At 59.1% G+C, this 13,878-nt stretch carries 6 protein-coding genes, 6 pseudogenes and 1 other annotated feature; of the genes and pseudogenes, 7 read left to right on the top strand and 5 right to left on the bottom strand.

The features are described from left to right. Positions 1-499 precede the first annotated feature (499 nt). The 5 genes and pseudogenes from AB7245_RS06990 to AB7245_RS06970 all read left to right on the top strand — a co-directional run. Positions 500-817 (top strand): annotated as a pseudogene (locus AB7245_RS06990) (chitooligosaccharide deacetylase NodB); the annotation flags it as partial. A 14-nt stretch (positions 818-831) separates the two neighbouring features. Beyond that, a pseudogene (gene nodC, locus AB7245_RS06985) lies at positions 832-2,317 on the top strand (chitooligosaccharide synthase NodC). A gap of 2,229 nt (positions 2,318-4,546) precedes the next feature. Further along, positions 4,547-4,774, top strand: coding sequence for a hypothetical protein (locus AB7245_RS06980; RefSeq protein WP_439034051.1), 228 nt, complete (start codon positions 4,547-4,549; stop codon positions 4,772-4,774). 1,397 nt (positions 4,775-6,171) lie between these two features. Further along, on the top strand, positions 6,172-6,489 hold the full coding sequence (locus AB7245_RS06975) for a transglycosylase domain-containing protein (RefSeq protein ID WP_439034050.1): 318 nt from the start codon (positions 6,172-6,174) through the stop codon (positions 6,487-6,489). Next, positions 6,389-6,679: a transglycosylase domain-containing protein gene (locus AB7245_RS06970; protein ID WP_439034049.1), complete on the top strand. Its 291-nt coding sequence runs from the start codon at positions 6,389-6,391 to the stop codon at positions 6,677-6,679. The genes AB7245_RS06975 and AB7245_RS06970 overlap by 101 nt, the downstream gene beginning before the upstream one ends. Before the next feature lie 36 nt (positions 6,680-6,715). Here the strand turns inward: AB7245_RS06970 and AB7245_RS06965 are convergent. Beyond that, a pseudogene (locus AB7245_RS06965) lies at positions 6,716-7,018 on the bottom strand (integrase core domain-containing protein); the annotation flags it as partial. A gap of 43 nt (positions 7,019-7,061) precedes the next feature. Here AB7245_RS06965 and AB7245_RS06960 point away from each other — a divergent pair. Continuing rightward, a pseudogene (locus AB7245_RS06960) lies at positions 7,062-8,434 on the top strand (IS30 family transposase). A gap of 40 nt (positions 8,435-8,474) precedes the next feature. Here AB7245_RS06960 and AB7245_RS06955 read toward each other — a convergent pair. Beyond that, positions 8,475-9,380, bottom strand: a pseudogene (locus AB7245_RS06955) (IS3 family transposase); the annotation flags it as partial. After that, positions 8,980-9,096 (bottom strand) — a sequence feature (AL1L pseudoknot). It overlaps the preceding pseudogene by 117 nt. 189 nt (positions 9,381-9,569) lie before the next feature. On the opposite strand from AB7245_RS06955, the pseudogene AB7245_RS06950 reads away from it, so the two are divergent. Beyond that, a pseudogene (locus AB7245_RS06950) lies at positions 9,570-9,683 on the top strand (LLM class flavin-dependent oxidoreductase); the annotation flags it as partial. Between the two features lie 805 nt (positions 9,684-10,488). Here AB7245_RS06950 and AB7245_RS06945 read toward each other — a convergent pair. The 3 genes from AB7245_RS06945 to AB7245_RS06935 all read right to left on the bottom strand — a co-directional run bounded on the left by AB7245_RS06945 (position 10,489) and on the right by AB7245_RS06935 (position 12,798). Then, on the bottom strand, positions 10,489-10,803 hold the full coding sequence (locus AB7245_RS06945; RefSeq protein WP_439034048.1) for a hypothetical protein: 315 nt from the start codon (positions 10,801-10,803) through the stop codon (positions 10,489-10,491). 603 nt (positions 10,804-11,406) lie between these two features. Next, positions 11,407-11,796: a hypothetical protein gene (locus AB7245_RS06940; protein WP_439034047.1), complete on the bottom strand. Its 390-nt coding sequence runs from the start codon at positions 11,794-11,796 to the stop codon at positions 11,407-11,409. 57 nt (positions 11,797-11,853) lie between these two features. Further along, the gene (locus tag AB7245_RS06935; RefSeq protein WP_439034046.1) at positions 11,854-12,798 is read right to left on the bottom strand and encodes an IS4/Tn5 family transposase DNA-binding protein; all 945 of its coding nucleotides are present in this window, start codon (positions 12,796-12,798) and stop codon (positions 11,854-11,856) included. Positions 12,799-13,878: the final 1,080 nt, after the last annotated feature.

The following is a 13,878-nucleotide window of genomic DNA, read 5'->3' as shown; positions in this document are numbered from 1 at the left end:
AAGAATCGATTTTAACAATAATCGACAAATCCACATAGCTAGCCGCCTGCAATCGCAAGGACGATTGAGGACAAGGCGCGCGATGACGTATTGACTATTTTCAATGCAATTGACGGATGGCGTGCAAGCGTCAGCACATGTTCACCTCTTGCGCCCAGATCGAGGCCCTCTTGGTTTGGCTATCCTGACTGCGGCGAGCGTGGCGTATCGTATTGCGTCGGCGAGCCACCGGCGCGCGGGAGCTGCTTCGATACATCAATCTGGATCGAACATCAATAATGAAGCAGCATGAACAGCTTGCGCTCAGAGCTCTGGCCAAGCAAGAGCGGCGCAGCAAACGCCAGTAACGACAAGGGCGATATGCGCCGTTGGGTGCAGCTCTCTGTCAACTGCGATTCCGGATGGCTGCGCTTGACGCGCATCGGTCAGGCGTCGCGCCGCTCGAGAGAGCTTGGCGAGAACAGGGAACTGGAGTGTTTTCGATGCGGGCTCGAGGCCGCGGCACATGCGTGCGCCATACGGGATCTGGAGCAAGGAGGCCTTCGTCGCGTCGGCGAAGGCCGAACTGGCAGCCCTGCACTGGTCAGTCGATCCGCAAGACTGGTCTCGTCCCGGCGTCGAGGCGATCGTTGCCGCGGTGCTGGCCTCGGTCCCGCCGGGGGCAATCGTGCTCCTGCACGACGGGTGCCCTCCCGACGAGTTGGGACGCTGCCCTCATGCTGGTCAGCGCGACCAGACCGTGACGGCGCTCGCCCAACTCATTCCAGCACTGCATGACCGTGGATTTGCAATCCGGTCGCTTCCTCAACCTCACTGAATAGGTCGATTCCCATGAGCCTGCTTGCCACCATCAGCACCGCTGCTGTTGCCTCCTACGTGTTGCTCTCCAGCGTCCATAAGAGCGCGCAGGCGCTTTATGCGCTGCGAAGCGACGCTCCACTGCCGCCGTACGACCCGGTCGACGCCGATGCTCTGCCCAGCGTCGATGTCATCGTGCCCTGCTTCAACGAGGACCCCCGCACGCTCGCGGCCTGCCTGAAGTCTATCGCAAGTCAGGATTACCCAGGGCGATTGCAGGTCTACGTGGTCGACGACGGCTCTGCAAATGTCGGCGCAGTGGACGCGGTCCACGCCAGCTACGCGTATGACCCGAGATTCACCATCATTCTGCTGCGAAGCAATGTTGGAAACCGCAAGGCGCAGATCGCAGCGATTCGCCGCTCATTCGGCGATCTCGTGCTCAACGTCGACTCCGACACGGAAATCGACAGCGACGTGGTCAGCAAGCTCGTGCGCAAGATGCAGGATCCAGCCGTCGGCGCGGCCATGGGCCAATTGAAGGCCAGCAACCGAAACGACAGCTGGCTGACCCGATTGATCGACATGGAGTACTGGTTGGCTTGCAACGAGGAGCGCGCGGCGCAGACGCGGTTTGGTGCCGTCATGTGCTGCTGCGGGCCGTGCGCCATGTACCGGCGCTCCGCGCTGCTGTTGCTGCTCGAGCAATACGAGACGCAGTTCTTCCGGGGAAAACCCAGCGACTTCGGTGAGGACCGTCATCTGACCATCCTCATGCTCAAGGCAGGGTTCCGAACGGAGTACGTTCCGGACGCCATCGCCGCCACGGTGGTCCCGGACACGCTCTTGCCGTATCTGCGCCAACAGCTCCGCTGGGCGCAGCACCTACCGCGACCCCCTGCTCGGTTTGCACCTGCTGCCCGGCCTCGATCGGTACCTCACGCTCGATGTGCTCGGACAAAACCTCGGGCCGCTGCTGCTCGCCATCTCATCGATTGCCGCGCTCGCTCAGCTCGCGCTCACGGACAGCGTGCCGTGGTGGACCGGTCTGACCATCGTCGCGATGACCATGATTCGAAGCAGCGTGGCAGCCCTGCGCGCCGGCGAGCTTCGATTTCTCGGCTTCTCGCTGCACACCCCGATCAACATCTTCCTCCTGCTCCCGATGAAAGCCTATGCGCTCTGTACCTTGAGCAACAGCGATTGGCTCTCGCGCAAGGTATCCGTTTCTGCCGACGCAAGTGGAACGAATGGCCACCTTTTTTGCCTGGCTCCCATAACCGAGAAACCGGAGGAGATTGTTTGCACGTCGCGCATTCAGCATCTAGAGAACCGGATTGCTCTCCAATTGAAGCTCGTGGCTCAGCTGATCTGCCAGGACACACGGCGCTCCGAGCCGTCAAGCTGCTGGACGAACTCACAAGCGAACTCGTCGCGGCCAGACTGGTTAAGCACCATGATCGAGGCTAGCGCCCCGGAGCGCGAGCAGGCGAACAGTCCCAGCGAAAGGGCACGGTGACCTCTTCTATCCAGAAGACCTCCGCATTCTGGCCAACATTTTCAACGAGACGCTCGCAGCTTTACCGCCAGATCGCCGGACCATCGCCGATCGTATGCAAATCGCCAAACCTATTCTCGCTCGGGGACTGACAAGTGAACTCAAGTCAAATGATAGAGCCCGCATCTTTGGCGATTTCATCGATCAGACATTCATCTCTTCCTGGCCCAATCAAATCGAGGTTACGGCTAACACCTGGCGAACTTCTGCTTAAGGCGCAGGTTCACTCACTCAACGACGGCAGGAAGACATCGCCGTCAATTTTTCGAGATTGCCGAGCGGTCCATGTAAGACAGCGTCTTTCTGGTAGCGGGTTTGTCTCATGGTCAGTAGGCATGCCGCGGGAAAAGATCGCCGCGCCACCTTCCCAAGCATCGAGGCGACGACCGCATGATTTAGGCGCTCGATTTCAAAGGATGAGTGCGACCGCCCTTGCATTTCATTGTGGCCCGCCGACAGCCTGCCGACGCGCAAACAACCCGGGCGTCACGAGAGTCGCGCCGATCGCGCAACCAGATGGCTAGCCTCTTCCACGTTTCAGATGCCACCTGAAACGCTTTGTCCGTTGCCCACCAGCAGGGAAGATGGGCAATGCCGTCGGAATCGGCGCACCAGTCTGACCAGCCACATCGACCGGCACAACGCATTTCGCTTCCTGCAACGAGCGCGGCGTGGACTGCTCTGGCAGGCATCCGCAAAGCTGTGCCACGCTACGCACACCGCTGCTGTACGCCACATCGAGCTGGAATGCATTTCGGCTCGAAGTCGCCGGATGGACTCGGCTGATACGTAGCGTCTCGTCCTCGGAATCAAGCATCTGCCGAATCGCGCCGACCAATTGTCGACCAGCGATGCAGGAGCGTGACGTAGCACATCAAGGCACTGCTCGGGATTAGAGGTTGAGGATGACGACAGCACTTCTCTTCTTACGATCTTCTTCGCCGGCTTTGGATTTGGCAACGAAGTGCCGAGCTGGCGTTCCCGCAAAGGACGTGGCGCGCCCGGCTCTATGGTGCTCTCTTTCCTTCCGATGCTTCTGCAACGCTGCCGCCCCGAGTTCCCGCACCCGGTTTCTAGCGTCGCTTTCGGCCTCGCTCGAGCAAGGAAATTGCCGATCCGCCACGCGAGGGCGAACGCCTTCCGCCGCCACTTCGACGAGCATAGATGCGCAATCCAGATTGGCGGCCACGCGCGTGCTCGCGTAGAGTCAAGCCCGACAGCATCTGTATGGCCTTAGCATGTGCGGAAGCTATTGCCGGGCAGAACTTCCACCAGAGATCGTTGAAAATTCGCGCGCGAGCTAGCGCTTGAATTGAATTGGACGCGAGCGCGATTGCGGCAGCCTCGGTGAGGAGCATTTTCAATTTCCTACAGCATCTACGGCGCTTCGATGCCCCTCACGATCTGCACTGCGAGAGATGCAGAGCGCTCCGACGCCTCGGATCTGATCTCGCGTCAGGATCAAGCTCGCGTTGACCATGACCATGACCAATGGTCCTGGCCGAGCTAGATTCCCTGAAGCAGCCTACCCAAACTGGTAGTTTCGAAGGTGGGGCTTCCTTCCTAGAACTCGATCTGCGACGGGCAGAACGGCAGAACAGCGGATGCATCATGAAGCCTGACGAGCGCCTCGCCGAAGTCGTTGAGAATAGCGCATTTTTTGATGATGAGGCATGGGAGGTGTGGGCACAGTGCCTCTCACCCGCTGATCGGCTTGCGTATATTCGCAAGCATCGGTCTCACTTCCGGTTTTCAGATTACGATGACATGATAGCTGTTGTACGCGGTCGGCGCTTCACCGGTTGCTCATCGCAGCTCCTTCGATGGCGCCACAGGATACGAGCGAGGACGTTGCAAAGCGCCTTGCTCTGCTCCGTTGCGGTGTGGCAGGTCATCATTTTGCTTGCGGTGTGCTTTATCCGCTGAGATCAGCAGCCCACTTTTCGTCAAAGTAGGATAGCTGTGCCCGCATGCGTCCGAGCATTGTGGGCGCAGTTGGAGATGACCTGAAAAGCCGCAACCTGACGCAGCGTTCGGTTCGCACATTGTTTTGGGCGCAAATGTTGCGAAGCAGTTACAGCAAATCGCGCGGACGTTGTTAAAGACGCACGAGGCTGGGGGCGCCCAAGAGATGAGAGTAGAAATGAAGAACTTTTTGCCTGAGACTGTAAGCATTATGGCGCCGGCGCGGTGACGCCCGCATTCGGCGCGGATCTGCCTGCGCAGGCCGTCCGACCTCTCTACACCAAAGCTCCGCAGCCTGTCGCGGCTGCGATCTACGACTGGAGCAGCTACTATATCGGCATGGACGGTGGCTTCGGCTCAAGGTCGAATTGCTGGGGCTTCAATTGCGGCACGGCCGAGGGCTGTCATGATGCGACCGGCGTAACTGTGGCTCGATGGCAGATGGGCCAGTAGAGCAAGGGCTGGGCGAGATGCGCAGGTTGCGCGCTTCAGGCGGATTACCCTGCACGGCCCGATTGACTGGGCACGATTGAACTTCTTGTCCGACAACAGATGCGCCATGTGCGCAATTCGCCAAGCCGACAAATTCGGAACCATACTCATCCGTATCGACAAGCGCCTTTTTAGGAAGCTCGGGGGGTGGCCTTGCCTTTGCAGATACCGCTCTCAGTCGCGTGCACTCACATGGTGTTCAGATCGAAAGCTAGCATGAATTTGCGCAGATAAGAGGGATAACCGCGGCGGCGACAGCCTCTTTCGCGTGAGGGACATATGCTAGGGCACTACGCCGAGACCACACAACTTGCAACAGCCGAACACCTGGGCCAATCGAGCATTGGTCTTACACAATGTCCTGAGTGATCCAGCAACCATGCCGCCCAAGACCTCTTAAAGACTTGAATCGTACCCAGCGTCAAGTTGTACCAACTGGCGGTTCGATTCGCTCAACTGAGACATAACTCGCCTCATGACGACGGCACAGCACATTTACGATCTGCGAGGCGCTGCTGGAAATGGATATATCTTGATGATGGCATCTGTTCTTCTCGTTCTGATCTTTATCGCAGGCTCTGGCGCCGGCTATGCCGTCCGCAGCTGGCATTCTCGCAGGCGGCGAGAGCGCGCGCGGCTGTATATGGCTTATGCCCACTCCGCTGCTCCTGCGAAACCATCGCTTAAATGTCCCGGACGCGCGAGCAATGATGTACCAAAGCGACAGCTTCAGTTGTGATGCCGACTAGCGAAGCTCCCTCAAACGACTCGCTTGCTGGCAACAAGCATCGGGTGCTGCAGACTAGATGCCATCGAGAATACAGCGTGACGGCTGAACGACTCACGACCCGCGATCACCCTCATAACTGCAGGCGTACTGGCCTCATCCCCTCAGAGCTGACGCCCGATTTGCAAGCTTGCATGTGTCCTTCTAGTCGCAGCGTGTCGCATTTCCTGACTTGTCTGATTGCCCCACACAAGCTTTTCTTCGGCGCTTTCAATGAAAAACATGGAAACAAGAAGGCCGAGCGGCATGCCGACAGCGGCACGCGTTTCGCCGCGCGTACTCCAGATAATTGAAAGAAGCAAGTGAATCAGATGATGCCGCGAAGCCGGACCGCCGCGATCCAAGAGCGTATAATGGGAACAGCCAGGCGTATCTGTTCAATCACCACTATGGTTACGGAGCTGATGGGGGGTGCGCTGCGTGTTGGCCGACCGCTACGCTGGGTGATTGTCCACCCGCTTTCGGAGTCTTTAACATTCGGGATCATCAGCCTGATACTGTCATTGATCGTGACAATCCCGGTTTTTCATAGACCGCAGGTCAGAATTGGGGCGAGGACTCTGACCCTACAGTGTGTCTGCCGGACTGCCGCGCGGGTCAGACCAGCTCTTGCGCTACGTATATCTCGATTGGACTGAAAGAGCTTCCGGACGTCTTAATCAAGGCGACGCTTGCGACCGAGGATCACCGCTTCTACAGCCATTTCGGGAATGACCCTGCTGCTATCGCCCGCTCATTCCATGCTAATTGGAACCTAGACGGCATACATTCGACCGTTAGCCAGCAGGTTGCGAGGATTCAAAATCCCTTCAAATGGAGCCGCTGTCGAGGACAGAATTCACGAGGCACTTGTCGCGATTTGGCTCGAACGGCGGCTCACCAAGGATGAACTCCTAACGATCTATTTGAACCGGGTGCAGATCGGAGCCGCTATCTTCGGAGTGAGTGATGCGGCACGGCTCTATCTCAACAAACGCGTTCAGGACACCGACCTGAGCGAAGCGGCCACGCTTGCCGGCTTGCTAAATGAGCCGCTCGATGTAGCTTCGCACATTGGTCTTCGGAATGTGCGTCAGTGAACCGCCCCGGGTTTGCCGGAGGCCATTTGGTTTAAGTTATGCCGCCATGGCCGGTTGTTCCAGCATGGCGTAGTAGCGTTGCTCGGCTTCGGCCGGCGGTATGTTGCCGATGGGCTCCAGGAGCCGCCGGTTGTTGAACCAGTCCACCCATTCCAGCGTCGCGAACTCGACGGCCTCGAAGCTTCGCCATGGTCCGCGCCGATGGATCACCTCGGCCTTGTAGAGACCGTTGATGGTTTCGGCGAGAGCGTTGTCATAGGAATCTCCGACGCTGCCGACAGAAGGCTCGACGCCAGCTTCAGCCAGGCGTTCGGTGTATTTGATAGAGACGTATTGGGCGGATTCAAACGGTCGTCGCAACACTCGGAGGTTGGAGGTTGCGATGAACGTTGTAAGACGCCGATCGGCGCGGTCAGGACGAGCCCCATTGCCATCGCCAGGACGGCCGTCTGTTGCAGGACGCGATGAACAGAATAGATTTTGGCTGGCGATTGCCGCGGGGCTAAGCAGCGAGGATGCTGCGCTGGAAGCCGGATTGTCACAACCTGTCGGAAGCAGATTATTCCGAAAGGCGGGCGGCATGCCACCAGCGATGTTCAGATCTTCGGCAAAGGTACTCTCCGGGCGGTACCTCTCATTGGTAGAGCGCGAGGAGATCGCACTCCTCAAGGTGCAGGGCCATTCCAGGCAAGAGATTGGACGTCGCCTGGGGCGGGCTGCTCGACAATATCCCGTGAACTGCGACGCAACGCGGCTACCCGCGGCGGCGGGTTGGAGTATCGGGCAACAACTGCCCAATGGCATGCGAATCGATCCGCCCGCCGACCCAAGCCGACCAAGCTTGCGCTCAATGCAACCTTGCGCACTTATGTGCAGGAGAGACTTGCTGGCGACGTCGTAGCCCCGAGCGGCGCTCCCGTTCTTGGTCCCGTCGTTCCGTGGAAGGGGCGCCGGCATGGCCCGCGCAAGGATCGGCGATGGGCCAAAGCCTGGAGCCCCGAGCAGATTGCCCGACGCTTGCCGATCGACTTCCCGGACGACAAGACGATGCGCATCAGCCACGAAGCTATCTATCAAGCTCTCTTCGTCCAGGGCCGTGGGGCGCTACGCCGCGAGCTGACGGCCTGCTTGCGAACAGGGCGTGTATTACGGATGCCCAGAGCGCGCGTACGCAGGCGAGGCAAGGGGTTTGTCTCGCCGGAGATCATGATCAGTGAGCGCCCTGCTGAAGCTGCCGATCGAGCAGTGCCGGGACATTGGGAGGGAGACCTCATCCTCGGTCTTGGCAGCTCGGCAATCGGCACGCTGGTCGAGCGCACGACGCGCTTCACGATGCTATTGCACCTTCCCCGGTTGGCGGGGCACGGCGAAGCTCCGCGCGCGAAGAACGGACCTGCGCTCGCGGGACACGGGGCCGAGGCCGTGCGCGACGCGATCACGCGCACCGTCATCACCTTGCCCGAAGAACTGCGTCGCTCGCTGACCTGGGATCAGGGAGCCGAAATGGCTCAGCACGATCGTCTCAAGATCGATGCGGGTATCCAGGTCTACTTCTGCGACCCGCAAAGCCCTTGGCAGCGCGGTACTAACGAGAACACCAACGGGTTGCTGCGACAGTACTTCCCGAAAGGCACAGACCTCAGCATCCATAGCGCCGACGAGATATCCGCTGTGGCAGCGGCCCACAATGCCCGTCCGAGAAAGACACTAGGCTGGAAAACGCCGGCGGAGGCGCTTGACGAATTGCTGTTATGAGTGAAAACAACTGGTGTTGCGACGACCGTTTGAATCCGCCTTGGCTGCCTCTGTCGCTGTGGTGCACGAGCCCGCTGCGATGGACCGGCCGGGAGCACGAAGCCTGCGTGCGCCGTGCGGGAGGCCCGCCAGCCCACGATCCTGCGGGCATAGGCGTCGATCACAATGGCGACGTAGACGAAGCCGGTCCAGGTCGCGACATAGGTGAAGTCGGAGAGCCAGAGGACGTTCGGCCTTGGTGCCTTGAACTGGCGATTGACGTGATCCAGCGGGCATGGCGCGGCCTTGTCGCTGATCGTGGTCTTGACGGATTTGCCGCGGATGACCCCTTGCAAACCCATGTCCTGCATCAGTCGCGACACTGTGCAACGGGCAACATCGAAGCCTTCGCGCTTGAGCTGCCGCCAGACCTTGCGCACGCCGTAGACGGAGAAGTTTTGATCGAAGACGCGCCGAACCTCGATCTTCAGCGCGGCGTCCTGCCTGGCGCGCGCCGACAGCTTGGCGGGATCGCGCCGCTTGGCCACATGGGCGTGGTAGGTCGAGGGGGCGATCGGCAAGACCTTGCAGATCGGCTCGACCCCATGCGCCCCACGATGATCGTCGATGAAGGCGATCATGGTTTGGACCGGCGGTCGAGCTCCGCCATCGCAAAATAGGCGCTTGCCTTGCGCAGGATCTCGTTGGCCTGCCGAAGCTCGCGGTTCTCCCGTTCGAGCGCCTTCAGCTTCTCGGCCGTGTCGGTCGGAACGCCGGCCCGCTGCCCGCTATCGACCTCGGCCTTCTTGACCCAGTCATGCAGCGTCTGCGGCGTGCAGCCGATCTTGGCCGCGATTGACGTCACGGCCGCCCAGCGCGACGGGTGCTCGCTGGCGTGATCCAGAACCATCCGAACCGCTCGAGTCCGGACCTCAGGTGAAAACTTGTTCGTCGTCTTGCTCGTCATGGCTCCATCCTCTCAGGAATGGAGCCTCCGGCAAACCCGGGGCGGTTCATCAGCGTGCAAGCCTGGTTCTCGATAAGCTGGTCCAGACCGGATTCATGACTGATGACCAGGTGTTTGGTGCAAGGCACTATCCGGCACAGCTAATGTTCAGGCCCGACGAGGGGTCGTTAAACCAGGGCAATCGACAACGAGGTTCCCGCGAACTATCTGCTTTGCCAGCTCGCCTTCGGATGTCTCCCATTGGATGCTTGCCTCAACACGGCAGCGGCAATTCACTCCGAACTCATAGCGACGGGATGCTGATGGTCAGAAGGAATGGAGTGAAGAGCCATACCTACGATGCTTTCGGCCACCCTAGCTGGCACGATATCGTCAACGAATGCCGTTCCGTTAGTTTGCATCGACGGAGCCAGCTCCTACGTTTGCTTGCTCCGGCGGGCAAGTCTGCTCACGCCCCTTCAGGTCTGGCACGTCAGTCCCGCATTCTACACAAATCCAAGATGTGGTTTGCTGCTACTGTGCCCCAGTCCGGACCGACTCGGGCAGCCGCAACTGAAACAAAAGACATGGAGTTAATACTGAGCTGGACCAAACTCCGACAATCGAGCCCTCGCGCCAGCGCGGCGAGGCTGGTGCCAGTGTCACTCTGAAACCTGCGCGACCAAGATGGCCGTGGACCTTGATCGTGGGCTACGTCTGCCGCGTCACACCCCGACGCTCCGGCGGGTGGCGGCCGAGGGACGCTGTCTCATTCCCCTCTTCAGGTCGGCCGAGAGACTTTCGAACCGGACAGACATCCGTTTCGTGCGATGGTCCATAAAGTTAGTTGGATGAAGGAACGACCAATGGTGTCACAACGACTGTCATCGTTCTATGCGTCAATGATATTAATTGATCGCATGTTTTGGAAATTCGCGAATTGATAGATAGCGACAGCTCAATTGGGTCCGATCTTCGACAGACGCTTCATGTCATATTGGACGCGAAGCGCCTTTCGGCAAAGCATTCAATAGTGAGCAACGCGCGGGCCGCGATTGAGGCGGCGCCTGAGTTGCCGCAGGTGGTCCGAGACCGGGCATATAAGTCTCTGGATTCCGCAATGGACATGCTAATGACGAGCGAACCGCGTGAGCCCGAGAAGCACCGAACGAATTCGTTGGTTTAGCAGTAGAGGATCTGTGGCGCTGGCAATCACCACGCCTGCGACGCTCTGACGTGGACTGTTGGCTGGCAATGCAGTGTCATGCGCTCCGAACGTGTCGACCATCGGCGGCCGCAGCGCCGCAGCAGCGACACCGGCAATCTCGCCGGATTGCATGTGCTGCGGATTGGCCGCCTCTCCTACGGTGCCAGGCGCAATTGCCTGGCGAGAGAAGCGAACGACATACATCGAGCAGAACAAGGGTTTCCGGTGCCCGCTCACGGCGCGGTACTCCCGACGGGGGCGCAAGCCTCCTGATCCGGGTAAGCTGTAGGCTGGGATAAAATATTGGCTGGCATGGCCAAAAACCCTTGAATCGGACGTAGCGCAAGATTGTACCAAGCAGATATTCGCGCATTTGCTCTACCGGCTGCTATCGCTGGTGGCGGGAGTGCGAATCAAGACCTCCAGCGAAGTAGTCGTCCTGATGACAATGGCCATTCTTGTTATCACTATGATCTTCTTCGTCGGCTTTGGAGTTGGTTATGGCGTTCGCGCCCCGCCGCCCTTTCGAGATCCTCCAGGCCGTTTTTAGGGATTGGAATTATCCCGCCTGAGGAGCAATTGCGGCAACTTGGTAGGCGGTCCGCTGCCGTCCCGTCTTGCCTAGAGACGATGCGCAGAGCACGTGCAGGCGACGTGCTCACCCGCTTGCAACGCGTTTCAACTGCGCGGCCTCAGGATAGACAAGTGGGTGTCTGACGGGACCTGTGAAGGACGGAGTTGAATACGGGGCGAACACCATCGCTCCATTGCCGAGGAGCCACTTCGCGCTTGTTCGACATATAGAACTGTTATGAGCCCAGTCAGCCTCCGGTGGAGCTTTCAATTACCCACAAATTCTCCTCCGACCAAGGCGCCTAACGCGATGTCGGTGAGGCGCGACAGCCCGCGCCACATGACCATATTGCCGGGAGGCGGATCGCTGGCGCGGGCGAGATCACCGCCGAGCCGGGCGATCTTGATGAGATAGTGCGAAAGCGTCTTCTGTCTCGCTTTGGGTTTGTCGTTGACGAAGCGATCGAGCACGCCGATTTCGGTCGCGGTTAACGCGAGGGTTGGCGGCGCGTCTGGAGCGGAACGGTTGAGCATCGTCATCCAGAAGACCCGCCAACTCAGGATGCAAAAGAGCGAGATCAGATTGGTCAGACGCTGGGCGGTCCTAAGCTTCGACTCCTCAGCTTTGCAGCCTGATTTGAGGATCTTGTGGAACACTCGATCTTCCATCTCAAAGCATACCATTCGAGCTTCTTAATGGCGTCAGTGCGGGAGCTAACAGGCAGATCTGTGATCAGCTTCCACTCGATTTTCTTTCTGTTCTTCGGCGTCACGCGCTCTTCGGCATGGATCACCGTCAAGGTACAGCGCGGGATAGCGCTTCTGCTTTCCGATCGGCGGCAAGACGCGAATCTTGCGATATCTGATCTCGAGGACGGCTTCATCGGGATCACCGTTGCTGTTTCTGACGTCGATGCAATGCAGTCCTTTGACGGCGACCTGGTCCATTTCGTCGGCGATCGTGTGATCTCCATCCCCAGCCAAACGGTTAACGCAAGTCCTAATCACGAAATGCGTTCCAGCTTCTCGAGCCGCGCAGAACAGCTCATAGATGTCGCTCTCGCGATCACCGACATGAACGCATCGTCCCGGATCGCCCAGCAACTCCGTGGATTGCCGGACATTGTCCAGCCACCGAATGCTCTCCTTCTTCTCGATGGGAACGCGGGTCGGATTGATCTTCTTCTTAAGTGCGGCGGTCCCCTTGAATTTCTTCCGGGTCCAAAACTTGACGGCCGTCAGTCCAAGCGCCAGCCCATCGGTTGTCACCGCCAGGCTCGAGTGCATCAGGATGCCGCAAACCGTGTGCGATCTCAGGCGGCCCGCCTTGTCCCGGCCGCTGTTTATGCTCTTGGTGATCCCGATCGCGTCTGAGTTCTCTCTTTGATAGCTGAACTCGGTCGTATCATGGAGCACTAGAACAGGACCGTCGGTGGCAATCGTGCGCTCACGCGTTGATTGAAAGTGGCCGGCCAGAATGTCCGCCTCACTGACCCGGTCGTTGGAGAAGAAACGATACGCAGCCTTGGTGTTGGCCCAGTCTTGGCACACCAGCGGAATACTTTCGCCCATGGCGCTCCCGATCTGCGCTACCAGTTTGCGGAGCCGCTTGTTCAGGCGCTCGTCGGCAAAGGCTGCAGCCTGCGAGCTCGCGATCAAACCATGCGTCGGCTTCCTCGTCCATCGGCACCGCCCCTGCGAATCGGTGCAGACAAGGAATCACGGTCGATTCCTGCGTTGCAATGGTTTGTGCGCTCCCTCAGCCCGTTCGACTAAATGTGGGTAATTGAAAGCCTCACCGGACGGTTACTGAGCCCACGCGGTCTGCGCGAATGGAAAAGAACCCCAGCGTCAAATTGTGGCCGGGGCGATCTCGCGTCAGGGACCCACAGAGCGTAGTTGTGATCGATGACGCCTGCACGTTCCGCTGCTGAACTAGACTACCAAAGTTGGGAGGTTCCGAACCCAAACCAACTTCCTAGAACTGGCTCCGCGAGAGTGGGTCTAGCGGATGCACAATGAAGCCTAGTGGACGTCTTACCGAAGTCCTTGAGAATAGCGCTTGCTTTGATGATGAGGCATGGGAAGTCTGGGCACAGTGCCTCTCACCCGCCGAGCGGCTGGCGTATATCCGCAAGCATCGCTCGGAGTTCCGGTTCACGGATCACAACGAGGTAGTTGCCGTTGTACGTGGCCGGCGCTTCACCGGTTGCTCTTCGCGGCTCCTTCAGTGGCGCCACAGCAGGCGAGTGAGGACGTTGAAGGCCGCCTTACTGTTCTGCCTATGTGTATGGGCCGGTGTTATCTGGCTCATGGTGCGATTGATCGATTAGATGCAGCAGACGGCGGCTCGCTCAGGCGGGCGCAGGGAGAATCGCACCAATCGAACATTGCCGTCTGACAGATGAGGCCAGGACGGCAAACGTACTCAGCGTACGAGTGGAACGTTCTTTGAAATGCTGTTGCGGACTCAGCAGTTCGCGACCGCGCTCTTGATGCGTAAGCGGACCCGGGGCAATCAGACGAACGTAGAAAATGAAGGGAGCACCTGTTAGCGACACTCGGCGTGATTAAGTCAGGGATACTGGCGCTCGCATTCGGTACCAATCCGCTGCGGCGCCCGTCTAGCCCTATCCCCAAGTTCCGCCGCCTGTGGTGTCGGCAATCGGCGACTGATGCGCGTACGAGCTCGGTAGGAGAGGGTGTCATGCCGCCAACTACGGCGTCCTGGAATCCAGT

It is taken from the genome of Bradyrhizobium sp. 604_D8_N2_3 (assembly GCF_051810765.1).
Taxonomy (GTDB): domain Bacteria; phylum Pseudomonadota; class Alphaproteobacteria; order Rhizobiales; family Xanthobacteraceae; genus Bradyrhizobium; species Bradyrhizobium barranii.
This window is presented reverse-complemented; position numbering and strand designations above follow the sequence as displayed.